General features: G+C 71.9%; 20 protein-coding genes, 1 tRNA gene and 1 pseudogene. 15 read left to right on the top strand and 7 right to left on the bottom strand.

Going from position 1 to position 23,079, the window contains the following annotated elements; all coding sequences use genetic code 11:
* Positions 1 to 7: 7 nt before the first annotated feature.
* The 9 genes and pseudogenes from Dvina_RS02950 to Dvina_RS02910 form a co-directional block, all read left to right on the top strand.
* On the top strand, positions 8 to 2,029 hold the full coding sequence (locus Dvina_RS02950) for an ATP-binding protein (RefSeq protein WP_223100834.1): 2,022 nt from the start codon (positions 8 to 10) through the stop codon (positions 2,027 to 2,029).
* Positions 2,030 to 2,045: 16 nt separating this feature from the next.
* The gene (locus Dvina_RS02945) at positions 2,046 to 3,206 is read left to right on the top strand and encodes an acyl-CoA dehydrogenase family protein (RefSeq protein WP_223100833.1); all 1,161 of its coding nucleotides are present in this window, start codon (positions 2,046 to 2,048) and stop codon (positions 3,204 to 3,206) included.
* A gap of 197 nt (positions 3,207 to 3,403) precedes the next feature.
* Positions 3,404 to 3,940 (top strand): hypothetical protein, encoded by a 537-nt coding sequence (locus Dvina_RS02940; protein WP_223100832.1) that lies wholly within the window; start codon positions 3,404 to 3,406, stop codon positions 3,938 to 3,940.
* Entirely contained in the window at positions 3,937 to 4,473 is a 537-nt protein-coding gene (locus Dvina_RS02935; RefSeq protein WP_223100831.1) for a hypothetical protein, read from the top strand. The genes Dvina_RS02940 and Dvina_RS02935 overlap by 4 nt, the downstream gene beginning before the upstream one ends.
* An 85-nt stretch (positions 4,474 to 4,558) precedes the next feature.
* Positions 4,559 to 5,287 (top strand): GntR family transcriptional regulator, encoded by a 729-nt coding sequence (locus tag Dvina_RS02930; protein WP_223100830.1) that lies wholly within the window; start codon positions 4,559 to 4,561, stop codon positions 5,285 to 5,287.
* A gap of 161 nt (positions 5,288 to 5,448) precedes the next feature.
* Positions 5,449 to 5,712 (top strand): hypothetical protein, encoded by a 264-nt coding sequence (locus Dvina_RS02925; RefSeq protein WP_223100829.1) that lies wholly within the window; start codon positions 5,449 to 5,451, stop codon positions 5,710 to 5,712.
* 611 nt (positions 5,713 to 6,323) lie between these two features.
* Positions 6,324 to 6,890 carry a Uma2 family endonuclease gene (locus Dvina_RS02920; protein WP_223100828.1) on the top strand — a complete coding sequence of 189 codons (567 nt, stop codon included), beginning with the start codon at positions 6,324 to 6,326 and terminating at the stop codon, positions 6,888 to 6,890.
* A 16-nt stretch (positions 6,891 to 6,906) separates the two neighbouring features.
* Positions 6,907 to 7,434, top strand: a complete 528-nt coding sequence (locus Dvina_RS02915; protein WP_223100827.1) for a hypothetical protein — start codon at positions 6,907 to 6,909, stop codon at positions 7,432 to 7,434.
* A 376-nt stretch (positions 7,435 to 7,810) separates the two neighbouring features.
* A pseudogene (locus Dvina_RS02910) lies at positions 7,811 to 8,286 on the top strand (LacI family transcriptional regulator); the annotation flags it as partial.
* Between the two features lie 101 nt (positions 8,287 to 8,387).
* Here Dvina_RS02910 and Dvina_RS02905 read toward each other — a convergent pair.
* The 3 genes from Dvina_RS02905 to Dvina_RS02895 all read right to left on the bottom strand — a co-directional run bounded on the left by Dvina_RS02905 (position 8,388) and on the right by Dvina_RS02895 (position 10,590).
* Positions 8,388 to 8,461, bottom strand: a tRNA-Pro gene (locus Dvina_RS02905).
* 84 nt (positions 8,462 to 8,545) lie between these two features.
* A complete protein-coding gene (locus Dvina_RS02900; protein WP_223100826.1) occupies positions 8,546 to 9,700 on the bottom strand; it encodes an alpha/beta hydrolase family protein in 1,155 nt (384 codons plus the stop codon).
* The gene (locus tag Dvina_RS02895) at positions 9,697 to 10,590 is read right to left on the bottom strand and encodes a metallophosphoesterase (RefSeq protein WP_223100825.1); all 894 of its coding nucleotides are present in this window, start codon (positions 10,588 to 10,590) and stop codon (positions 9,697 to 9,699) included. Before Dvina_RS02895 ends, Dvina_RS02900 begins: the two co-directional genes overlap by 4 nt.
* 65 nt (positions 10,591 to 10,655) lie before the next feature.
* On the opposite strand from Dvina_RS02895, the gene Dvina_RS02890 reads away from it, so the two are divergent.
* Entirely contained in the window at positions 10,656 to 11,105 is a 450-nt protein-coding gene (locus Dvina_RS02890) for a GatB/YqeY domain-containing protein (RefSeq protein ID WP_223100824.1), read from the top strand.
* Between the two features lie 72 nt (positions 11,106 to 11,177).
* Here the strand turns inward: Dvina_RS02890 and Dvina_RS02885 are convergent, their stop codons facing one another.
* Positions 11,178 to 13,661, bottom strand: coding sequence for a transglycosylase domain-containing protein (locus Dvina_RS02885; protein WP_380027288.1), 2,484 nt, complete (start codon positions 13,659 to 13,661; stop codon positions 11,178 to 11,180).
* A gap of 433 nt (positions 13,662 to 14,094) precedes the next feature.
* On the opposite strand from Dvina_RS02885, the gene Dvina_RS02880 reads away from it, so the two are divergent.
* On the top strand, positions 14,095 to 14,403 hold the full coding sequence (locus Dvina_RS02880; protein WP_223100822.1) for a WhiB family transcriptional regulator: 309 nt from the start codon (positions 14,095 to 14,097) through the stop codon (positions 14,401 to 14,403).
* Positions 14,404 to 14,461: 58 nt separating this feature from the next.
* On the opposite strand, the gene bagB is transcribed toward Dvina_RS02880, so the two are convergent.
* The 3 genes from bagB to Dvina_RS02865 are packed head-to-tail and all read right to left on the bottom strand — an operon-like array spanning position 14,462 to position 17,556.
* Positions 14,462 to 15,607 carry an ArsA family ATPase gene (gene bagB, locus Dvina_RS02875; RefSeq protein ID WP_223100821.1) on the bottom strand — a complete coding sequence of 382 codons (1,146 nt, stop codon included), beginning with the start codon at positions 15,605 to 15,607 and terminating at the stop codon, positions 14,462 to 14,464.
* Positions 15,608 to 15,635: 28 nt separating this feature from the next.
* Positions 15,636 to 16,613, bottom strand: coding sequence for an ATPase BagA (gene bagA, locus Dvina_RS02870; RefSeq protein ID WP_223100820.1), 978 nt, complete (start codon positions 16,611 to 16,613; stop codon positions 15,636 to 15,638).
* 31 nt (positions 16,614 to 16,644) lie between these two features.
* Positions 16,645 to 17,556, bottom strand: coding sequence for an Rv0361 family membrane protein (locus tag Dvina_RS02865; protein WP_223100819.1), 912 nt, complete (start codon positions 17,554 to 17,556; stop codon positions 16,645 to 16,647).
* 125 nt (positions 17,557 to 17,681) lie between these two features.
* Here Dvina_RS02865 and sp36 point away from each other — a divergent pair, with 125 nt between their 5' ends.
* The 4 genes from sp36 (at position 17,682) to Dvina_RS02845 (ending at position 23,062) form a co-directional block, all read left to right on the top strand.
* Complete coding sequence (gene sp36 / locus Dvina_RS02860; protein ID WP_190251269.1) at positions 17,682 to 17,840, top strand: Sp36 family protein; 159 nt, start codon at positions 17,682 to 17,684, stop codon at positions 17,838 to 17,840.
* Between the two features lies 1 nt (position 17,841).
* The gene (locus Dvina_RS02855; protein ID WP_223100818.1) at positions 17,842 to 18,300 is read left to right on the top strand and encodes a RidA family protein; all 459 of its coding nucleotides are present in this window, start codon (positions 17,842 to 17,844) and stop codon (positions 18,298 to 18,300) included.
* A gap of 355 nt (positions 18,301 to 18,655) precedes the next feature.
* A complete protein-coding gene (locus Dvina_RS02850) occupies positions 18,656 to 19,441 on the top strand; it encodes an MBL fold metallo-hydrolase (RefSeq protein ID WP_246655985.1) in 786 nt (261 codons plus the stop codon).
* A 54-nt stretch (positions 19,442 to 19,495) separates the two neighbouring features.
* Positions 19,496 to 23,062 (top strand): adenylate/guanylate cyclase domain-containing protein, encoded by a 3,567-nt coding sequence (locus Dvina_RS02845; protein ID WP_223100817.1) that lies wholly within the window; start codon positions 19,496 to 19,498, stop codon positions 23,060 to 23,062.
* Positions 23,063 to 23,079 lie beyond the last annotated feature (17 nt).

The raw sequence follows: 23,079 nt of genomic DNA, 5'->3' as shown, positions 1-23,079 counted from the left end.
AACTGCAGTGATCAGAAGGCTGCTGGTAGCCAACCGCGGCGAGATCGCCCGCCGGGTGTTCGCCACCTGCCGGGCGATGGGGGTCGAGACGGTCGCCGTCTACTCCGACGCCGATGCCGACTCCCCGCACGTCGCCGAGGCCGATTATGCCGTGCACCTGCCGGGCAACTCGCCGTCCGCCACCTACCTGCGGGGCGATCTGCTCATATCCGCCGCGCGGAAGTGTGGGGCGGATGCGGTACACCCGGGATATGGCTTCCTGTCGGAGAACGCCGAGTTCGCGCGGGCGGTCATCGACGCCGGGCTGACCTGGGTCGGGCCGTCGCCGAAGGCCATCGCGATGATGGGCTCGAAGCTGGAGGCGAAGGCGCTGCTGGCCGAGGCCGGCGTGCCGATGCTGCCGACGGCCGTCGAGCCGGACGACGTCGACACCTTCCCGGTGCTTGTCAAGGCGTCCGCGGGCGGCGGCGGGCGGGGCATGCGGATCGTGCGCGACCGCGAGTCCCTGGCCGAGGCGGTGGCCGCGGCCCGGCGCGAGGCGGCGGCGGCGTTCGGCGACGGGACCGTGTTCTGCGAGCGCTACGTCGAGCGGGCCCGGCACATCGAGGTCCAGATCATGGCCGACGCGCACGGCAACGTGGTGCCGCTCGGCGAGCGCGAGTGCTCGATCCAGCGGCGGCACCAGAAGATCGTCGAGGAGACGCCGTCCCCGGCCGTCGACCCGGTCCTGCGCGAGAAGCTCTGCCAGGCGGCGATCACGGCCGCCCGCGCGGTGTCCTACGTCGGCGCCGGCACCGTGGAGTTCCTGCTCGCCCCGACCGGCGAGTTCTTCTTCCTGGAGATGAACACCCGCCTGCAGGTCGAGCACCCGGTGACCGAGTGCGTCATCGGCGTCGACATGGTCCGCATGCAGCTGGTCGTGGCCGAGGGCAGCCCGCTGCCGTTCAACGGGCCGCCGCCGCTGCGCGGGCACGCGATCGAGGTCCGGCTCTACGCCGAGGACCCGGCCTACGCCTGGATGCCGTCGACCGGCACGCTGCACCGCTTCGACGTCCCCGGCGTCACCCACGCCTTCGGCCCGCTGTCCGCCCCCGGTCTTCGCCTCGACTCCGGCGTGGCCGACGGCTCCGTCATCGGTGTGCACTACGACCCGATGCTGGCCAAGCTGATCGCGTGGGCGCCGACGCGGGCCGAGGCGGCCCGGATGCTCGGCGGTGCGCTCGCGCGCGCCCGGATCCACGGTGTGACGACGAACCGGGACCTGCTCGTGCGGGTGCTCCGGCATTCGGCGTTTCTTGCCGGGGGTACCGACACAGGCTTTCTGGATCGTCACCCCGAGGTCTTCGCGCCGCTGCTGTCCTCTGTGGACGCGGTGCGGTTGTCCTGTCTGGCCGCGGCCCTCGCCGGCGCCGCCCGCCGGGCCAAGACGGCGCTGCTGCCCGGCCTGCCGTCGGGCTGGCGCAACGTTCCGAGCGCGCTGCAGACGGTGGTGTACGAGGGCCCGACCGGCACCATCGAGGTCGGCTACCGCATCGACCGGGCCAACGACCTGGCCGCGTGGGCCGTGCGCCGCATCGACCCCGAGGACATCGGCCTGCCCGGCGCCGCGCTCGACCCGGCCGGTGCACCCGACCACCCGCCGGCGGCGATCCTCAGCGCCACCGGCGAGCGGGTCGTGCTCGACGTCGGCGGCGTGCGGCTGCAGTTCGCGGTGCACGAGGTCGACGGCATGTCCTTTGTAGACAGTCCCGAGGGCTCGGTGACGCTGACGGAGCTGCCGCGGTATCCGCTGCCGTCCGCCGACCAGCCCGAAGGCTCCCTGGTCGCGCCGCTGCCGGGTGCGGTCGGCCGGGTGCTGGTGGTCCCCGGGCAGCGGGTCGCGGCCGGCGAACTGCTGCTCACGGTGGAGGCGATGAAGCTCGAGCACCCCGTCCACGCCCCCACCGACGGCGTCATCAGCGACCTGCGGGTCGCGGCCGGCTCGCAGGTCGAGTCCGGTGCACTCCTGGCGGTGCTCTCCCCCTCGTAGTCGTTTGGAGTTTCGCGTGGATTTTGACCCCACCCCTCAGCAGCAGGATCTCCGTGACGCGGTGGCCAAGCTCGGCAAGCGCTTCGGCCACGAGTACTTCGTGCGCAAGGCCAAGGCCGGTGAGCACTCCGACGAGCTGTGGCAGGAGGCGGCGAAGCTCGGCTACCTGGGCGTCAGCGTGCCCGAGCAGTACGACGGCGGCGGTGGCGGCATCACCGAGCTCGCGATCGTCTGCGAGGAGCTGGCCGCGGCCGGCTGCCCCCTGCTGCTGCTCGTCGTCTCCCCCGCCATCGCCGCCACGATCGTGGCCAGGCACGGCACCGAGGCGCAGCGCCAGTCGCTCCTGCCCGGCTTCGCGGGCGGCACGCTGAAGGTCTGCTTCGCCATCACCGAGCCGGACGCGGGCTCCAACTTCCACCGGCTGACGACAGTCGCCAAACCGTTCGACGGCGGCTATTCGCTGACGGGCCGGAAGGTGTACATCTCGGGCGTCGACGAGTCCGACAAGATCATGGTCGTCGCCCGCCTGGAGGACGAGCGCACCGGCAAGCTCAAGCCGGCCATCTTCGTCGTGCCGGCCAACGCACCGGGGCTGACCGCGACGAAGATCGACATGGAGATCGTCAGTCCGGAGAACCAGTTCCAGCTGTACCTCGATGACGTGCGCGTCCCCGCCGAGGCCCTCATCGGCGAGGACCCGGAGGCCGGTCTCGCGGCGCTCTTCTCCGGCCTGAACCCGGAGCGCATCACCGTGGCCGCCATGGCCTGCGGCACCGCCCGCTACGCCCTGGAGCGCGCCTCCACCTACACGGCGACCCGCGCGGTGTGGGGCCGCCCGATCGGCAGCCACCAGGGCGTCGCGCACCCCTTGGCGCACGCCCACATCCAGGTCGAGCTGGCCCGCCTGATGGTCGCCAAGGCGGCGACGCTCTACGACGCCGGCCGCGACCTGGAGGCGGGCGTGGCCGCGAACATGGCGAAGTACGCCGCCGCCGAGGCCGCCGCCCTGGCCGTCGACACGGCGATCCAGTCCCTGGGCGGCAACGGCATGACCACCGAATACGGCGTGTCGACACTGCTCGGCGCCGTCCGAGCCGGCCGGATCGCGCCCGTCTCGCGCGAGATGATCCTGAACTTCGTCTCCCAGCACCTCCTGGGCCAGGAGAAGTCGTACTGACGACACCCACCGGGGAGTGACATCCGCCCGACGGCCGTCACTCCCCGCGGGCTCCTACATCGGCGCTGACCTGCGCAAACACGAAAGAGTTACACCGCTCGACGGCCCCCGGCCGACCGGTCAACCAGTAGTGCAATCGCCCTGACCTGCGCAAACTTCCGGTTGTCGATATTTTTGCTGTACCGGAAGGCCAGCCCGTGCGCGTCCCCAAGCAACCCCGCCACATCGTCATCGCCGTCACCGCCACGCTGGCCGCCCTCGCCTGGGCCGCCGCCCCCGCCGGTGCCCGCTCGGGCTGGACCGCCGCCACTGACGTCCTGGTCCTGGGCCAGGCCGCCCAGTTCGCCCAGCCGGCCTCCCCGTCACCGGTGGCCGCCGTCGAGGAGTCCACCGCGGCCGCCGCTCCCGCCGTGACGCGCAACCCGGGCGGCTCCGGCGGCTCGGCCGGCACCCCGTCCCCCGTCTCGGCCCCCGTGGTACGGAACCCGACGAGGGCCAAGAACGGCACCATCATCGGCATCGGCAAGCCCCCGGCCCAGGCGGGCGCCCCGATTCCGGCTCCGACCACCGCCGCCCCCGCTGCGACCACCGCCGCTCCCGCTCCCCCGCCGACCACCGAGCCAGCCGCCCCGAAGGCCACCGAGGTCCCGGCGGCCGAACCGGTGGTCGAGTCCACCGTCGCCGCCCCCGTGGCCACCGCCGCCCCCGCCGTCACCGGGTCCCCGGCCGCATGACACTCGCCGAGCTGCGCACCCTCCTGACCGCCGCCGGCCTGGCCGCCACGATCGGCGCGTCGGGCTGGGCCTTCGACGGCCTGTTCAAGTCCACGCAGGCCAGGGTCCCCGACGGCCGCGCCGGTGGCCTGAAGCCGCTGGTGGTCATCGAGGGCAGCGTCCACTCCGTCTTCGACAGCGAGGACGGCCTCTTCCCCGGCCACAGCGCCGACATCACCATGCGCGTCGCCAACCCGAACCGCGTGGCCATGACCATCACCTCCATCACCCCCGCCGCCACCGCCGCCAAAGTCGTCAAGGCCGGCACCACCCCGGACGACGACGCGACCCGCGCCTACTGCACCGACCGCCTCACCGTGGCCACCACGCCCGTCTTCGCGATCGACGAGCATCCGGCGGCGTACCGGATCCCGTCCCTGGCCGAGGTGACGATCGTCCTGCGCTCGGCCGTGACCCTGAACCCGGACACGGACGACCGCTGCCAACGCATGCAGTTCGAAACCCGCTGGACGGTGGCCGGCCAGAACGCCTGACCCGCGCACCCCCGTTCCGGCGACCGGCCGATGCCGATAGGTTTCCGGCAATGCCATGTCGTCGGCTCCAGGAACGGTGGGCTCGGTGCAGCTCGATGTCAGGCCGCCCAAGTACATCCAGATCGTGACCGCGTTGCAGGCCCGGATCGAGGACGGCACATACGGCCCGGGCTTGATGCTGCCGAGCGAAACCGTCCTGATGTCCGAGTTCGGCGCCTCCCGCCCGGTGGTGGTACGCGCACTGGAAATCCTCCGCCACGCCGGCTGGATAGAGTCCCACCAGGGCAAGGGCCGCTTCGTCCGCGGCAAGCCCGCCCCACCCCGCGCGGTGCCGACCCATGCCGCCACACTGCTGGCCGCCGACGCGGAGGGCTCGGTCCGCGTGCTCGACGCCGCCGAGGTCCCGGCCCCGGCGACGGCCGCCGCCGCACTCGGCCTCGCACAGGGCACGCCTGTCGTGATGCGCCGGCATCTGGTGAGCGGCGCCGGTGCCGGCCCGGTCGAGCTGCGCACGTACTACGTCCCCGCAGCGCTGGCCGCCGGGACGGGCATCGTCCTGGGCGACCCGCTGCCACGGGGCTTGAAGGAGCACCTGCACGTCCGCAAGGGCCTGCAGTACAGTCACGCGACCGAGCGCGTCTCGACCCGGCCCGCATCCACGGAGGAGCAGCACCTCCTCGGCCTCGACACCGGCGACTGGGTGCTGACCATGCAGCTGACCGTCACCACCCGCGACGACATACCCGCCTTCATGATCGACACAGCCACCGCCCCGGGCCGCCTGGACTTCGAGGACTCCTTTCCGGTCACCTAGTCGAGGCGGTACGGCGCTCGGTCCTGCGCTACCTGCACGTCGACCGGCACCGTCTCGGCGATGCCCAGCCACCCGGACGAATCCGCGCCGCCCCTCGTGATCTCGACACGGACGCGTTGGCTGTACGCCGCACCAGGTCTTGATCGGCCACAATCCACATCGTGACGAAGGACCAGCCCGGCGAGATCCGGCCGGGCGACGTCTATGAGGACTGCTCGTTCCACCCGGTGCTGTGCACGTCCGTTGACGGCGACGAGATCCAGGGCATCTCGTTGATCGACGCCTCCATGCCCCGGGCCTGCTCGATCGGGCACTGTGCGGTGATCAAGTTGTCGATCGAGGACGTCATCGCTGCCCGCGCCGACTGGTCGGCCTACCTGGCACGCCGTAAAGCCGAGTTCGAGCAGGAGCGGTCCAGCCCTTGACGAGCAGGGTGAGGCCGGCCACGCCCCGCCGTATGCCCGTCGGCCCTTTGGCCTTGCCTGGACGGCGAGTGCGCGGCGAGACCTGCGCCCGACGAACCGGAGTCAAAGGCTGCGGAACCATCGTGGGCCCCGAGCTGGCCGGGCTTTCTATCAGGCGCTCCCACCGCAGGGTCCGTGCGTGGGCTGCACCGCAGGCGCCTTGACGGCGGCACTCACGGCAAGAGCAGCGATGAGCCCCAGATCACCGATGGGCATTCTCGACGAGATGCTGCCGGACAATATCGTCTCCGAAATTGCTCCGAACGGAGATCAAGAGACGAGCCAGGGCTGGTCCTCTGAGTCAGAGAACCAGCCCTGAGCTGGTACTTCACGAAGTCGGGGTAGCCGGATTTGAACCGACGGCCTCTTCGTCCCGAAGTAGGTCAAAGAGGCCTGCTGTACTGGGAGATCTTGCGAAAGCGCAGGTCAGGGTATCGGTCCGTGTGGGTGCGGATCAGGCTTTGTGTGTCGTTTTCGCAAGATCGTCTCCCAGAATTCTCCCAAGCGGGTGGCCGGTTGTCGCCTGGTGAGGGGCGCTCGTGGGACGCTGTTCGGGTGGGGGTGAGTCGCCGATGAGCGTGGACGTGCTGGAGCATCCGGAGCCGTGGACCGAGGACGAGTATTTCGCGCTCGGGGAGACGCCGAACCGGGTCGAGTTGATCGATGGGAGCCTGCTGGTGAGTCCGGCGCCGGGGGTTCGGCACCAGATCCTGTCCCGCCGTATCGCGAACGCTCTGGACGCCGGCGCCGGGGATGCCGGGCTGCTGGTCCTCGAGGCGGTCAACGTTCGCCTTCGTACAGGCCGGATCGTCATCCCGGATCTCGTGGTGTCGGATGTCGAGGACGGGTCGACGATCGATGCGGTGGATGTGGCCCTGGTCGGCGAGATCGTGTCGCCCAGCAACGCGGCGACGGACCGGCTTGTGAAGATGCAGCTGTATGCCGCCGATCGAATCGGCTGGTACATGCTGATCGAGCCCGAGGACCCGGCCGCGGTGACGCTGCGGCTACTGCGCCTGGACGGCGAGCACTACGTCGAGCATGCGGTAGCCCGCGCTGGCGAGACCTTGCAGTCTGACGCCCCATTCGCGATCCGCCTCGACACCGATGTCTTGGCCGCCCGTCGCGCTGCTTCCTGATCGGTCCTCGATCCATATGGGCTTGTTGCAGGGGCGGCGTTTCACGGTTTCGTCGTCTCTGCCTGTCGACGTCGTACGTGCGCGGCTGGACGATGCCCTGCAAGGCCACCGCGGAACGTTCGGTGCGAGCCTCGGCCCGGCTGGAGTAGTCCGAGGCAACGTCCGCCAAGACAAGATCGAGTTGGTGGCGATGCACGCGGGCCTTGGAATCTGGTCACCGACCGCTCTTCAGGGCTGGCTGCGGGCCACACCCACCGGCTGCGTGGTGTACTACGACATCGACTGGCCCTTGACGGCCCAAGTGTTTGGGGCGATCTGGCTGGGCGCCTTCGTGCTTGCGCTTGTCGGTGGTGCGGCGATTGCGGGCTATCAGGCGATCGCTGGCCACGTTGATGCCGCTGGACTGCCGGCATTGGTCGCTGGATGTGCGTTGGTGGCGACGCTGCTGTTCTTCGGGCTCGTTGCCGTCCTGCGGTCGGCGAGCCGTGACCAGGTGGCGCTCCTGCACGGGTGGCTGGCTGAGCGTGTCCAGACACCAAACTGACCCCTACGCTCACGCGCAGCTGCTCCAGCCCCTCCGGAACCCCGAGGCCCCCGGCTGGAGGCCCCGCCGGAGGCAAAAGCGCAACCAGACGCGAGGGCGGCAGGGAGCGCAGCGACCGGTGTCTGACGGGAGCTGCGGTCGTGCGCTCGGCGGACCGGAGTCAAAGGATGCTGAACCCTCGTCGCCCGTGAGCTGACTGGGCTTCCTATCAGGCGCTGTCGTAGACGGTCCGTGCGTGGGCTTCCGGCCGGCGGGCTTCCGGCGCCAGCGCGTAGCGCGGGCGCCGCTTGCTCGCCGAGCTGGCTGACCGAGCGCGGGCTGCGCCCGAGGCGCCTTGATCTAGTACAGCCAGCGACCAGGGAGACAGTGGTCAAAGGCAATCGCTGATCTCGGCTATGTCCGAAGCGCCCAAACCGGAGACCTGGCTGCGCACTGGCGTCGGAGCGGCTTCGCGTCCTGGCTGTTTCAGCCGGCTGCGACGGGCCGGTATCCGGCAAGCACCCCCGCCCGGTTCCGTTCCTTGGTGAGCCGTGGCCGGGCATTCCGGTGCGGGGTCGCAACGCCGCGGGTCGGGCTGACGCGTGCTGGCTGCCTGTGGCGCCCGGCCTCACGCCGCACGGGCTGCGGCACACGTACAAGACGATGATGATCCTGTTGGCAACCCCGCCGGTGCTCATGGATGAGCAACTCGGCCATTCGGACGGCTCGGTCCAGGCGCGGTACTCCCACACCACGCCGGAGATGCGGCAGAGGCTCACGGACGGTCTGACGGACCTCTGGGAAGCGGCGTTCGGCGAGCGGCGGAAGATCCGGCCCGCATCGCCCGTAAAGATCTTGGACGGGATGCTGTGACCAAGATTTTCTCCCGAGATTCTCCCCGAGGAGATCAACAAACGAGTCAGGGCTGGTTCCCTGTCTCCAGGAAACCAGCCCTGAGCTGGTACTTCACGAAGTCGGGGTAGCCGGATTTGAACCGACGGCCTCTTCGTCCCGAACGAAGCGCGCTACCAAGCTGCGCTATACCCCGAGCGTGCCGAGTAATCGTAGCCCACGCCCGTCCCACCTCCAACTCGGTATCCCCCGTGTCGGGGTGAGCGGGGTTGAGCTGGGGCTACACGGATTTCAGGAAGTCGCCCAGCCGGCGCTCGTACGCGTCGGGGTCCAGGTTCCAGCTGCGGCAGTGACCGGCCTCACGGGTTTCTACGAGCTGCACGTGTGCGGCGGCGGCGTGGGCGAACTCCACGGTCGGGGCGGGGGCTACGGTGCGGTCGTCGTGGTCGACGTACAGCAGGGTCGGGACGTCGATGCGCTCGGCCAGCGAGCGGTAGTCCAGGTCGGTGGTGTGGACGCCCAGGCGGTGCTGGATGAGCTTCAGGGCCGTCCAGGTCCAGATCGGCGGGACGTTGAGCTGGCGGGCGTTCATGTGCAGGGTGGCGTTCCAGTCCACCACCGGGCAGTCCAGGATCAGGGCGCGCAGGAAGCCCTCGTGGTCCCACTCGCGGAGCAGGTTGAGGATCGCGGCGCCGCCCATCGACCAGCCCATCAGGATGACGTCGCGGGCGCCGTTGGTCCTGGCGTAGTCGATTGCCGACTGCACGTCGCGCCACTCGGTGTGGCCGAGGTGGAAGCGGTGGTCGGCGGAGGGCGGGGCGTCCTGGTCGTTGCGGTACGAGACGACGAGGGTGCGGTGGCCCGAGGCGGCCAGGGTGGGCAGGGCGCGCAGGGCCTCGCCGCGCGGGGCGCCGCGGCCGTGGACGGCGATGATCCAGGTGTCGTCCGGAGGGGTCGTGCCGGGGACGAGCCACGCGGGGAGCGCGCCGAGCTCGCCCTGGACCTGCACCTCCTCGAACGGGAGGCCCCTTGCGCTCAAGGGGTCGCCTTCGAAGACATATCCCGAGGTGTACCCCCTCAAGCCCGTCACCAGCGCGCCCCGTGTCACCTCGGCCACCTCGCGGGTCACGGTTGCCCGGTCCACCGAGAGGACTGTGCCGAGGCGGGCGTGGCCCGTGGCCCAGACGAAGCTGAGCGGGATGTCGCGGGTCGTGTCGGGTGTGCGGGTCAAAGTGATCCGGTTACCGGCGCGGGCGCGGACGCGCACCGGGTACACCCGCGGGCCTCGGACGTCCAGCACCTGGCCGGCGAGCAGCCAGCCGGCGCCGGCCGTGCCGGTCGGCAGCAGCACGGCGAGACCGGCGGCTCCGGCCAGGCCCGCATAGGCGGCGCGGCGCGGCCACTTGCGCGGCGCCGGAGCGGCCTGGGCGGTCATCGCGAGATCAGGGTCAGGATCGACGCCTCCGGCGGGCAGGCGAAGCGGACCGGGGCGGTCGGGTGGGTGCCGAGGCCGGCCGAGACATGCAGGTATGCCTGCGAGTAGGGCCAGCGGTGCAGGCCCTTGGCCATGCGCCGGTCGAGGCCGCAGTTGGTGACCAGGGCGCCGTAGAACGGGACCGCGACCTGGCCGCCGTGGGTGTGCCCGGCCAGGAGCAGGTCGAAGCCGTCGTCGGCCATGCGGTCCAGGAGGCGGGGCTCGGGCGAGTGGGTCAGGGCGATGCGGACGTCGGCGTCCGGGGCGGCCGGGCCAGCCACGGCGTCGTAGTCGTCGCGGTTGACGTGCGGGTCGTCGACACCGAGGAGCTCGACCGTGCGGCCGCCGGCCTTGATGGTCGTGCGGGCGTTGTTGAGGTCGGCCCAGCCCGAGCCCGCCAGCAGGTCGCGCAGCTCCTCGGCCGGGAGGGCGGCGCCCTGGACGTAGGGCTTGCGCTTGTTGAAGTAGCTCAGCGGGTTCTTCAGCACGGGGCCGCGGTAGTCGTTGGAGCCGAAGACGAACGCGCCGGGCCGGTCCAGCAGCGGGGTGAGCGCGCGCACGACGCCCGGGACGGCGTCGACGTGGGCCATGTTGTCGCCGGTGACGATGACCAGGTCCGGGTCGGTGCCGGCCAGCTCGGCCACCCAGCGCTGCTTGCGGTGCTGGTCGGGCATCATGTGCAGGTCGCTGATGTGCAGCACCCGCAGCGGCTCGGCGTCGGGCGCGAGGACCGGCACGTCGAAGCGGCGCAGGGTGAACATGTTGCGCTCGACGAGCGAGGCGTAGGCAAAGGTGGCGGCGCCGGCGGCTACCGTGCCGGCCGCGAGTCGCAGAACAGTCTTCGAGCGCATCAGATCAGCGTACCGGCGGCTTTTCAACGCAATATGAGCACCGATCGGCTGGATAGACTTTTCCCATGCTGAAGGAACGCCTGGAGTCCGATCTGCACGACGCCATGAAGGCTCGCGACGAGCTGGTGACGTCGACCCTGCGGATGGCGATCGCCGCGGTGCGCAACGCCGAGGTCGCCGGGAAGTCCGCCCGTGAGCTCTCCGACGACGAGATCCTGTCGGTGCTCACCAAGGAGGCCAAGAAGCGGCGCGAGGCCGCCGACGCGTTCGCCGGCGCGGGCCGCGAGGCCCAGGCGGCGAAGGAGCGGGCCGAGGAGGAGGTCATCGCCGGCTACCTGCCCAAGCAGCTCTCGGAGGAGGAGCTCACCGGCATCGTGCGCGAGGCGCTCGCCGCCGGCGGGTTCAGCGGCCCGGGCAGCATGGGCCCCGCGATGAAGGCCGCGCAGGCCGCCGTCGCCGGTCGCGCCGAGGGCGGCCGGGTCGCCGCGATCGTGAAGGCCCAGCTCCTCTCGTAACCGTGCCCACCGCGCAGAACAGCGGGCGTCCCCCGGTCGGAGGACGCCCGCTGTTGTCGTTCGATCAGGCGGTCAGCAGACCCAGGGGATCGGGCAGCCGCCGTTGCCGTTGTTGTCGGGCACGTCCCCGTTCGGGAAGACGTCGTTGTGCCCGCGGCCGCCGTTGCCGTTGTCGCCGTCACCGCCGACGTACGGCGGGGCCGGAGCGCCCGGGCCCTTGCTGACGACCAGCTGGACCGCGCCGCCCTTGGTGGTCGAGCCGGCCGGGCTGGTCCGGTCGACGGTCCCCGGCGGGCACTGGGAGGCGACCTGCCCGGACGCCACCGAGACCGAGAAGCCGGCCTGCTTGACCTTGGCCCGGGCCTGGTCGACGGAGAGGCACTTCACCGACGGGATGTCGACGAGCTTGCCCTGCGCCCGGTCCTTGGTCGGCGCCGTGAACTGGACCACCGGCTGGCCGGCCAAGCCGTCTCGCAGTACACCCAGTGCCGCGTAGTTGACCGGCGGGTGCTTCATGTCCTTGTTGGTCTCGGGCCAGTCCGGGTCGGTCAGGAAGCCGGACACCGCCATCTGCTTGGTCATGACGGTGAACGTGGCGCTCTTCTCCGAGTCGGTCGTGCCCGTCTTGCCGGCGATCGGCCGCTTCACGAAGTCGCGGGCGTACTGCGCGGTGGCTCCGGCGCACTTGCCCGTCGCCGACTGGTCACCGACCGGGCAGCGGGCCATGTCGACGGCGGCCCGCGCGACCTCGGGGTCGACGGCCTGCTTGCACTTCGGGTCGAGCCCCTCGACCTTCTTGCCGCTGTTGTCCTTGACCTCGTTGATCGGGGACGGCTCGCAGTAGACGCCGTCGGCGGCGAGGGTGCCGTAGGCGTTGGCCAGCTGCAGCGGGGTCGTCGCCGACACGCCGAGGGTGAAGGCGCCCCAGCCCTTCGGGTCGGCCGCGAGCCGGGCGTCTTCCTTGGCGTTGAACTGGATGCCGAGGCGCTTGGCCACGTCGACCACGTGGTCGACGCCGACCTGCTGCTCCAGCGGCACGAAGAACGTGTTGATGGAGCTGCCGAAGCCGGTCCACATGTTGTACGGGCCGGACTGCCCACCGGAGTTCTTGGGGCAGTAGTGGTTGCCGTTACACGTCGCCGGGCCGGGGCCGATGATGAAGTCCGAGACGAACTGCTTCTCGGTGTTGATCGTCGTGGCGAGCGGGAGCCCGGACTCGAGGGCCGCGACCGCGGTGAACATCTTGAACGCCGAGCCGGCCTGGTATCCCGGGATGTCGGTGTCGCCGGTGATGATCGGCACCGTCGTGTTGGGGTAGTTGCCCTTCTGCCCCTTCTTGTCCGGGTTGGTGTTCGCGCCGTTCTGCGTCTGGTCGTTGCTGAAGTTGCGGTTGGTGGCCAGGGCGAGGACGCGGCCGGTGCCGGGCTGCACCGACGCGAGCATCATCGCGTTCTGGCTGCCCATCCTGACCTGCTGGTCCTTGGAGACGAACGGCTGCTCCTTGGCGTACTTGAACGCCGCCGTCTGCGTCGCGATGTCCAGCGAGGCGATGACGGTGTATCCGCCCGCCCGCAGCCGGTTCGCCCGCTGGAACTCGTCCTCGCCGAACACCTTCTGCTGGTTCCACCAGCGGCGCAGGTAGTCGCAGTAGAAGCCGGCGCCGAGCTCGGGGCGCTGGATCGACTCGCAGCCCTCCGGGGTCCGCTTGCCGACGATCGTGAGCTTCTCCTTGCCGGCGGCGTCGGCCGTGGCCTGGTCGACGTACAGCATGCCGACCATCTGGTTGAGCACGTACTTCTGGCGGTCCAGCGCCCGCGGCAGGCCCTCGGCCGTGGCTGGGTCATTGGTGCCGGGCGCCTTCACCAGGCCGGCGAGGAGCGCCGACTCGGCGAGCGTGAGGTCCTTGGGGTCCTTGTCGAAGTAGACGTGCGCCGCCGCGTAGACGCCGTAGGCGCCGTGGCCGAAGGGCGCGATGTTGAGGTACCGCTCCAGGATCTCTTTCTTCGAAAGCTTCTTCTCGAGGTCGATCGCGTACTTCATCTCGCGCAGCTTGCGGGTGGGCGTCTTGTCGGTGGCGTCCACGACCTCCTGCGGCGTCTTGGCCGAGTAGGCGATCGCCTGCCGCACGTACTGCATCGTGAGCGTCGAGGCGCCCTGCTCCGTCTGCCCGCCGGCGTTCTGGTTGGCGACGAACGCGCGGGCCACGCCCTTCACGTCCACGCCGCGGTGCTGATAGAAGCGGTTGTCCTCGGCCGCGACCATCGCCTTCTGCATGACTTCGGCGACGTCTTCGATCTTCACGTCGCGGCGGTTCTCGTCGTACATCGTCGCGAGCAGCGTCTTGCCGTCGGAGGCGTAGACGTAGCTGATCTGGGGCGACGGCAGGACGTCGATGTCGGTCGGAAGGCTCTCGAACGTGTCGGAGCCGGCCTTCGCCGCCAGGCCCGACATCGCAACCGCCGGGAACGCCGCCGCAGCAACCACAAGGCCCGCCAAGAGGCCACAAAGCAGCAATGAAGCTGCATTGGGCAGCAGGCCGTGCTCGCGTTTGCGCATCCAGGTCACTTCCTCAGCCTACGGGACGCCGTCATGAGGCCGCGTCCAGATGGAGGCGGTCTCGTTGTCCTAGACGCGTGACACCGAGCGTGAGGTTGACCCATTTCCGATTCTGCGGCACGTGGCACGGGGGCCGTCGGCATTTTGGGCAAATCGCACCCGGTAGTGGCGTAGGACTAGCCCCGATCGGCCCTTTGGTGGATCGCAAATGGCCGGTTAACCTGGTGCAACAACGTTGCGTAACTGGACGACTACAGAGCATGATGTTCCGGAAAGCTCCTCTCGGGGTTCCCGTGGCCGGGGACCCTGCTGTCGCGCCGGGCGATCCGGCGAACTGCACCCGAATGCCATGGGGGGACGTGGTTTGGGCGCTTTTCGCCGGGGCAAGCACGGCGGATGGACCCGGGGGGAGTCCAAGGGGGGAAGAGGAAATATGAGCATGGTCGTCGACTGGCCCAGCATCGCCGCGTGTCGCAATGGCGACCCGGACGCCCTGTTCGTTCAGGGCGCCGAGCAGAACGTGGCGAAGCGGATCTGCCGGAGCTGCCCCGTGCGGTACGAGTGCCTGGCGGACGCCCTCGACAACCGGATCGAGTTCGGGGTGTGGGGCGGCATGACCGAGCGCGAGCGCCGTGCGTTGCTGCGCCGTCACCCGCAGGTGCCCAGCTGGCGCAAGATGTTCGAAGCGGCCATGGACCGCAACGAGAAGGACACGACCAAGGAGCTGGTCCCGACCGGCTGATCATCAGATATTCCAGTGTCAGATTGCCGTCTGCGAGCCGGACCGGGGGGCCCGGCTCTCAGAAGGTCGCACCGATAGCGCGCAGCCCGTCGAGGTCGTGGACGTCGGCGGGCTGGGCGGGGACACGGATGACCGGCACGCCCGGGTGGGCGCGCAGGAACCGGCCGGAGACCGCCGCTTGCCGATCGTGCTGGTCCGCCAGCTCCGCATGGATGCGCAGCACGTCCGCCGTCGCCTGGTGGCCGCCGAGCCCGTCGAGACGCTCCGCGGCCGCCCGGGCATCGGCCGCGGCCAGGCTCGGCGCCGCGACCGGCACCACCCGGTTGAGGACCAGGCCGGCCAGCGGCATGTGGTCGGCGGCGAGCCGCCCGGCGAAGTACACCGCCTCGCGCACCGCGTCGGGCTCGGGCGCGGCGACGACCAGGAACGCCGTCTCCGGCGCCTGCAGCACGCGGTAGGTCTGCTCGGCGCGCTCGCGGAAGCCGCCGAACATGGAGTCGAGCGCACCCACGAAGCCCGACAGGTCGGTCAGCAGCTGGGCGCCCAGGATCTTCGTCACGGTCCGGCTGAACAGCCCGAACGAGGCCGAGACCAGGTTGAACACGCTGCGGCCCCCGGCCCGCGCCGGCGCCAGCAGCAGGCGCAGCATCCGGCCGTCGAGAAAGCGCGACAGCCGGGCCGGCGCGTCGAGGAAGTCCAGGGCCGAGCGCGACGGCGGGGTGTCCACGACGATCAGGTCCCACTCGTCGCGGGCCCGCAGCTGGCCCAGCTTCTCCATCGCCATGTACTCCTGCGTGCCGGAGAATGTCGAGCTCATGGCCTGGTAGAACGGGTTGGCGAAGATCTCCTCGGCCTTCTTCGGGTCGGTGTGCGCGAGCACGACCTCGTCGAAGGTCCGCTTCATGTCCAGCATCATCGCCTGCAGCTCGGCCGAGTCCGGCTGGAGACCCTTGACCTGCCGGGGCGTGTTGTCCAGCTCGGTGAGGCCGAGGGCCTGGGCGAGCCGGCGGGCCGGGTCGATGGTCAGGACGACCGTACGCCGGCCGTGCTCCTCCGCCGCGCGCAGCGCGAGAGCCGCGGCCGTGGTGGTCTTCCCGACGCCGCCCGAGCCGCAGCAGACGACGATCCGGATCGCGCGGTTTGCGAGGATCGCATCCAGCTCCAGGTCCGGCGACGACCCGGGCGTCTCGGCAGTGGCAGGCACTCTGCGAGCGTATCCGCTGCGAGCACTCTCAAGCAGTCGTGAGGAGCAGATCACCGAGCGACTCGAGGGTCGCCGCCGTCACACCCTCGGGCACCACCGGCAGCTCGACCACCGGGCGCCCGAGCCCCAGCAGCTCCGTGCGTAGGGAGGACTCCGCGGCGACCTTCGTCTGGTAGGCCCGCGCCTCCCCGACGAGGCCGCCGAGCGCCTCCCGGTCGGCCGGGAGCCCGGCCGCGGCGAGACCCCGGCGCAGGTCGGCCTGGGTGACCTTGACCCCGGCCAGCACCGGCGGGCGGGTGGCGTTGACGATCACGGTGCCGATCGGGATGCCCAGGCGGGTCAGCTCGTCGATCGCGTCCGCGGTCTCCTGGACCGGCATCTCCTCCAGCAGCGTGACCACGTGCACGGCGGTCATCGGCGAGCGCAGGATGGCCGCCACGCCCTCGCTCTGGGTCTTGATCGGCCCGACCTTGGCCAGCCGGGCCGTCTCCGCCGTCACGTTGAGGAACCGCCCGACCCGCCCGGTCGGCGGGGCGTCGAGCACCACGGCGTCGTAGACCCGGCGGCCGTCGACGGTGCGGGTGACGGCCTCCTTGATCTTGCCGGTCAGCAGCACGTCGCGCAGGCCGGGGGCGACGGTGGTGGCGAAGTCGACCGCGCCGACCTTGCGCAGGGCCCGGCCGGCGACGCCCAGGCGGTAGAACATCTCGAGGTACTCCAGCAGCGCCTCTTCGGCGTCGACGGCCAGCGCCCGCATCTCACCGCCGCCGCGGGCGGTGGCGATGCGCAACTCTTTGTAGGGCAGCGGGTCGCGGTCGAACAGCTGGGCGATGCCCTGCCGCGCCTCGACCTCGATCAGCAGGGTCCGCTTCCCGTCCCGGGCGAGGGCCAGCGCCAGCGCGGCGGCCACGGTCGTCTTGCCCGTGCCGCCTTTGCCGGTGACCACGTGCAGACGGGCGGGCCAGCCGTAGCCGCCCCGCCCGTCCGAAGACTCGCGTGCTGTCACGCCTTCGACGCTACCCGGTCCGGGCTCACCGTCAGGCCGCAGTGATCTCGCACACCCACCAGCCGTCGCCGTGGGTGGCGATGTAGCGGTACTTCGTCTCGGCGACCTTCTCGTCGGACGTGGTCACCTTCACCGAGGTGGTGAGCGTGGCCTCATCCCCGTCCTGCTTCTCCACGCTGGGGGCCGGCCAGGTGTACGTCGGGCTGACGAGGCCGGCGTCGTACTTGCGGATCTCGTCGATTCGGGCGGTCACCTTCTCCTTGTTGCGAGACGAGGAGCACACGTACTTGAGCGCCTCGTCGACGCTCTTGTTCTTGTACACCGCGGTGAGGAAGCTGTTGACCGCCTCGGCCGCCGTCGGCGCGCCCTTGCCCTCGTTGCTCTTCGACACGAAGTAGGCCGCGGCGCCGCCACCGCCGCCGAGCACGACCAGGACACCCACGATGATCAGGGTGATGAGCAGGCCCCGGCTCTTCTTCGGCGGAGCCGCCTGCGGGTACATGGGGTAGCCCGGCGCCCCCGGGTACGGCGGGCCCGACATCGGCGGCCCGGACATCGGCGGGGCCATCCCCGGGATGCCGCTGGTGGGCGGGGCCCCCATCGGTCCGGTCGGGAACTGCCCGGTGGGCGGCGGGAACTGCCCCGTGGGCTGGCCGAACGCGCCGGTGGGCGGCGGTGGCGGGTACGCCGGCTGCCCGTACGGCTGCGCGGACGTGGGCGGTGCCGAGGTGGGCGGCCCCCCGTACGGGTCCGGCTGCGGCGGCACCGCGTAGGGGTCGGGCTGCTGCACGGGCGGCTGCACCGTGTACTGCTCCGGCTGCGGCGCGGGCGGGACGGCGAACGGATCCTGGACCGGCGGCGGTGGCGGCCAGCCCGGCTGCCCGGGTTGTCCGGGTTGACCCGGATACTCGGGTTGACCCGGGTACGGGGGCGGCTGCGTCATTTTTCCCACCTTTGCGCGACAACCACGACGGCGGCCCTCACAGTAGCGTCACCGGGCCAGCTATGGGGGTCCCGATACCAGCCTGTGCCCGACGGTGGCCCCAGGCTCGGCGTTACTGTCCCCACATGCAGAAATGGGAGTACCTGACCGCGCCGCTGCTGGTCCACAACACCAAGATGATCCTCGACAACTTCGGGGAGGAGGGCTGGGAGCTGGTGGCGATCGTGCCCGGCCCCAACCCGGAGAACCTGGTCGCCTACTTCAAGCGCCCCAAGGCCGGCTGACGTGGGCGACGTCTACGCCCGCCTGGCCGAGCTCGGGATCACCATTCCGCCGGTGGTACCGCCGGTGGCCGCCTACGTTCCCGCGGTGCGCACGGGCAGCCACGTCTACGTCTCGGGCCAGCTGCCGATGGTCGGCGGCGCGCTGGCCGCCACCGGCCTGGTCGGCGCCGAGGTGGCCCCCGAGCGGGCCAAGGAGCTGGCCCGGACCTGCGCCGTCAACGTGCTGGCGGCCGTCGAGGCCCTCGCCGGGCTGGGCAGTGTCGTGCGGGTCGTGAAGATCGTCGGGTTCGTGGCGTCGGCGCCGGGCTTCACCGGGCAGCCGGGCGTCGTCAACGGCGCGTCGGAGCTGTTCGGCGAGGTGTTCGGCGAGGCGGGGCAGCACGCCCGCAGCGCGGTCGGCGTGTCGGCGTTGCCGCTGAACGCGCCGGTCGAGGTCGAGGCGATTCTCGAGCTCTCCTGAGCTCGTCCGGTCCGGCCGGCCGCGTCGATACGCGGCCGGCCCGGGCCGCGTCCGGACGCGTGGCCGGACGGGCCACGTGCCGCTCGTGACCGACCACGCCGCCTCCAGCACACAGTGACCACGCCGCGAAATATCCGGCTCGTTCCTCACCGGATATTTCGGACTTATCACCATTTGCTAGCCACACCTCGCGTCTCACCTGCTCAAGACCGATGTAGTTCCGCCGAAAGCGACATGTCACCCGTCCGGGTATAAGTCCGAAAAATCGTGGCGCGCCAGCGCCCGACTTTTCGTGCCAACCCCCTGGCCAGTCGGGTGACGCAGCCGGTGAACCGGCTCACCGTAGGATCTGTGTGTGGTAAGCCACGTCACCACCCCCGCCGCTGAAGTGCTCGCCGCGTTGCCCGACTGGGTGACGCTCGTCCGCGCGCCCAATCCGGGCCCGATGACGCTCGACGGCACCAACACGTGGCTGCTGCGTGCCCCGGGCGGCGGGTCGGTCGTGGTCGACCCCGGGCCGCTCGACGAGGGGCACCTGCGGGCCGTGGCCGCGCACTCGCCAGTCGCGGCCATCGTGCTCACGCACGGGCACATCGACCATACCGAGGGTGTGCGGCGGCTGGCCGAGCTGACCGGCGCGCGGGTGTACGACCCGCCGGTCCTCGAGCACCTCGACGCGGACGGGGTCGTGGTCGAGCCTCTGGTGACGCCCGGGCACTCCAGGGACTCGGTGTGTTTCGTGGTGCGGTACCGCGGCGAAGAAGTCGTGCTGACCGGTGACACCATCCTCGGGCGCGGGACGACGGTGGTGGCCTGGCCCGACGGCGACCTCGGCGACTACTTCGAGAGCCTGGGCAAGCTCGCCGCGCTCGACGGGCGGCCGGCGCTGCCCGGGCACGGGCCCTCGCTCAGCGACACCGGGGTGGCGGCGCGGTACTACCGCCGGCACCGCGAAGCGCGGCTCGAGCAGGTCCGGGCGGCCGTGGCGGGCGGGGCGTCGGAGGCGGGCGACGTCGTGGCCGCCGTGTACGCCGACGTGGACCGTTCACTGTGGCCGGCGGCCGAGATGAGCGTGCGGGCGCAGCTCGATTTCCTGCGACGGGAATCACACCACGGTCCCCGTGGTTTGGACTCGGCGTGAGCGGTTGGGAGCGAAGGCGCGAGGCCGATCACCGGGGCTTGCGGAGGTGACGGCGTGACGTGTGCGGTGTGCGGGACCGTTGCCGTGCCCGGTGCGCGGTTCTGCCACCACTGCGGCTCCGCGCTGCCGGCGGCGGCCACCCTGCCCGCGGCCGAGCGGCGGATCGTCACCGTCCTCTTCGGCGACCTGTCCGACTTCACCGCCTGGTCGGAGGATCTCGACCCGGAGCGGGTCGGCGCCGTCACCGACCGGGTCCTGGCCGCGCTGGCCGGGGCCGTGAAGACGTTCGGCGGGCACGTCGACAAGCTCACCGGCGACGGGATCATGGCCGTGTTCGGCGCGCCCGTCGCGCACGAGGACGACGCCGAGCGGGCCGTGCGGGCCGCGCTGTCCATGCAGCGGGCCGTGCGCCGGGTGCTCGACGACGAGCGCGGCGGCGGGGCGCCCCTGGGGCTGCGGATCGGGCTCAACACCGGGCCGGTGGTGGCCGGGGTGCAGGCCGGCATCGAATACACGGTCATCGGCGACACCGTCAACACCGCCGCCCGGCTCGCCGACGCGGCCGCGATCGGCGCGGTGTACGCGGGCGACCGCACCTCCAGCTCCACCCGCCTGCTCGCCTCCTGGCGGGCGCTGCGGCCGCTGCGGCTCAAGGGCAAGCGGGAGCCGGTCGACGCCTTCGAGCTGCTCGGGCTGCTCGACGCGCCCGGCACCCGGTCGGGGCTCGGCGACGAGGCGCCGTTCGTCGGGCGGGAGCCCGAGCTCGGGCGCGTGTCCGGGCGCCTCGCCGAGATCGCCGACCGGCAGGAGCCCCGGGTCCTGGTCTTCACCGGCGAGGCGGGGCTGGGCAAGACGCGGCTGGCCGGCGAGATCGAGCGCTTCGCGGCCGGCTATCTGGGCGGCGCGGGGTACACCCCGAGTGCCGGTTTTGCTCCTGGCGGCGGGGCGCGAGTGCTGTCGGTGCACTGTGCGGCGTTCGGGGAGCGCCGGCGGCTCGCCCCGCTGGCCGACCTCGTGCGCGCCGCGATCGGGCTGCCCCCGGACGCCGCGCTGACCCGCGAGGCGGTCGAGGAGCGGCTGCGCCGGCTGGCCCAGCGCCTCGCCCGGGCCGCGCGCGGACGCCCGGAGCCGCCGCGGTTCGCCTCTGACCTGCTCCTGACGCTCATCGGGTACACGGAAGCAGTGGGCGACACCGCCTGGGTCGCACCCGGTGGCAAGGCCGACGAGCTGGATCTCGACGCCGTACCGGCCGCGGTCGCCGAGCTGCTGTCCGGGCTGGCCGCGGAGACCCCGCTCGTCGTCACCGTCGACGACCTGCACGACGCGACGGCCGAGACGCTCGACGCGCTCGGTGCCGCCATCGAGCGGCTCGAGGGCCCCGTGCTCATCGTGCTGCTCGGCCGGCCCGAGCTGGTCCGCTCGGCCGGAGTGCTCACCCGGATCGCCGACGCTGAAGTGGTACCGATTCCGCCGCTGCGGGGTGCCGACGCCGCTCGCCTGCTGACCGCCTATCTCGGGGGTGGACGGCTCGCGCCGGCCGACGAGGACCGGCTCCTCGCGACCGCGCAGGGCAACCCGTTCTACCTGGCCGAGCTCGTGACCCTGCTGCAGGAGCGGGGCGCGCTGACCACCGTGGCCGGCACCGACCCGCCGGGCTGGCGGCTCGCGCCCGGGTCCCTCGGCGGGCGGCTGCTGTCGCGCGACCTCGCGGCCGTCCTCGCGGCCCGCATCGACGCGCTGCCGAGCGACACCCGGGCCGTGCTGCGCGACGCGGCCGTCATCGGCGACACCGTGCCCGCCCGCGCGCTGGAGGCGCTCCGGTTCAACCCGCCCGGCCAGCCGGCCCGGCCCGCGGTCGTGGCCGCTGTCGAGCTCGAGCGGGCCGTCGAGGAGCTGCTGCAGCGCCGGATGCTGCGCCGCGGCCGGGGCGGGTTCGCCTTCGCCACGCCGCTGCTGCGCGAGGCCGCGTACGCCGGCATCGGCAAGGCCGACCTGGCCGAGCGGCACGCGGCGCTGTCCCGCTGGGCGTCGGCCGCCGTCACCTCGTTCCTGGCCGCCGGGGGCACCGGGAACGTGGCCGGGCTGAACATGACGCTCGGCTCGGCCGACGCGTTCATCGCCGAGCACGCCGAGCGGGCCGGCAAGCTCGCCGACGTGGTCGGGCTGCGGCCGGACTCGCTCGCCCGCTCGGCCGCGCCGCTGGGTGTGCAGGCGCTCGGGCGGGCGGCCCGGGCCGCGCTGGCCTCCGGGGAGCCGGCGCAGGCCGCCCAGGCCGCGGAGCGCGCGGCGGTGCTCGGCGGCGGGATCCTGCCCGCGGCCGACCGGCTCGTCCACGCGCGGGCGCTGCTGCAGCTCGGGCGCTCGGCGGAGGCGCTCGGATACGCCGAGAAGATCACCGCCAACGCCGGCGACGACGCGGCCGTGCAGGTCGGCGCGCTGCTGGTGGCCGGGCGGGCCTATCGGGGCCTGGGCGATCACCGGCGCAGCTACGCGACGCTGTCCGACGCGCTGGAGGCGGCGACGGCGGCCCACCTGACCTACGAGCGCGGGGACGCCATGCGCCGCCTCGGCATGGCCGACTTCCTGGAGGGCCGGCTGGCCGAGGCCGGGGGCCGGTTCGCCGAGTCGTTCCAGATCGCCGTCACCGCGGGCGACCGCCGCGCCCAGGCGTGGTCGCTGCAGCACCTGGCCTGGGTCACCACGACCCGGGGCGACTTCGCCGGGGCCGACGCCGCCCTGGGCCGGGCCGCCCGCCGCTTCGCCGAGCTCGGCGACCCGGTCGGCCGGGCCTGGCTGCGCGGCACCACCGCGTTCGTGCGCCTGCTGGCCGGCCGGCTCGGCGAGGCCCGGCGGCTGGCGAAGGCGTTCCTGCCGTTCGGCGAGCGGGTCGGCGACGCGTGGGTGGTCGGCACCCTGCGGGCCGTCGAGGCGTTCGCAGCGGCCGAGAGCGGCGACCTGGCCGAGGCCGACCGTGAGGCCCGGCGGGCCTATCGCGAGTTCGCCGCGGCCGGCGACGACTGGGGCCGCGGCCTGGCCCTCGTCGTGCGGGGCGTCGTCGCGCGCGAGCTGCGGGAGCTGCCGCACGCCTACGACCTGCTCTCCGACGCCACCGAGTGGGGTGACAAGACCGGCCACCCGCTGCTGCTGGGCATGTCCCGCACGATCCGCGGCTTCGTGAGCCTCGACCGCGGCGACCCGGTGGCCGCCGAGGCCGACGCCCGGGCCGTGCTGCAGGTCGTGGAGACCCACGACGTGCTGGACTCGGCGACGGTCGGCCCGCGCGTGCTCTTCGGCCTGGCCCGACTGGCCCAGGGCGATCTGCCGACGGCGCTGGAGACGCTCGGGTGCGTCGCCGCGGAGCGCCCCGGCCCCTCGGTGATCTTCTCCCGCCGCCAGGCCGTGGCCGCCTACGCGGCCGCCCTGCTGGTGGCCGGGCGCAACGCGGAGGCCCTGGACTGGGCCCGGCAGGCGCAGGGAGCCCCGGGCGAGGACGTCCGCGGTCGCGATTATGCAGCGGGGGTACTGCGGCAAGCGCTGGAGGCCAACCAGGAGTGCACGGACGACTCCGTTGCGTCGGCGGCGATTGCGGCGGCGACACTGCCGGCGGTTGCCGAGTCGTGAAATTCGGCCGTGGCCGA

It is taken from the genome of Dactylosporangium vinaceum (assembly GCF_019904175.1).
GTDB lineage: Bacteria > Actinomycetota > Actinomycetes > Mycobacteriales > Micromonosporaceae > Dactylosporangium > Dactylosporangium vinaceum.
This window is presented reverse-complemented; position numbering and strand designations above follow the sequence as displayed.

Bases quoted from the DNA above. Each gene is read 5' to 3' on its own strand.
- Dvina_RS02885 (WP_380027288.1), bottom strand. From the start codon at position 13,661: ATGCGCAAACGCGAGCACGGCCTGCTGCCCAATGCAGCTTCATTGCTG.
- Dvina_RS02935 (WP_223100831.1), top strand. From the start codon at position 3,937: ATGACACTCGCCGAGCTGCGCACCCTCCTGACCGCCGCCGGCCTGGCC.
- Dvina_RS02880 (WP_223100822.1), top strand. From the start codon at position 14,095: ATGAGCATGGTCGTCGACTGGCCCAGCATCGCCGCGTGTCGCAATGGC.
- Dvina_RS02900 (WP_223100826.1), bottom strand. From the start codon at position 9,700: ATGACCGCCCAGGCCGCTCCGGCGCCGCGCAAGTGGCCGCGCCGCGCC.
- sp36 (WP_190251269.1), top strand. From the start codon at position 17,682: ATGCAGAAATGGGAGTACCTGACCGCGCCGCTGCTGGTCCACAACACC.
- Dvina_RS02920 (WP_223100828.1), top strand. From the start codon at position 6,324: ATGAGCGTGGACGTGCTGGAGCATCCGGAGCCGTGGACCGAGGACGAG.
- Dvina_RS02895 (WP_223100825.1), bottom strand. From the start codon at position 10,590: ATGCGCTCGAAGACTGTTCTGCGACTCGCGGCCGGCACGGTAGCCGCC.
- Dvina_RS02865 (WP_223100819.1), bottom strand. From the start codon at position 17,556: ATGACGCAGCCGCCCCCGTACCCGGGTCAACCCGAGTATCCGGGTCAA.
- Dvina_RS02915 (WP_223100827.1), top strand. From the start codon at position 6,907: ATGGGCTTGTTGCAGGGGCGGCGTTTCACGGTTTCGTCGTCTCTGCCT.
- Dvina_RS02890 (WP_223100824.1), top strand. From the start codon at position 10,656: ATGCTGAAGGAACGCCTGGAGTCCGATCTGCACGACGCCATGAAGGCT.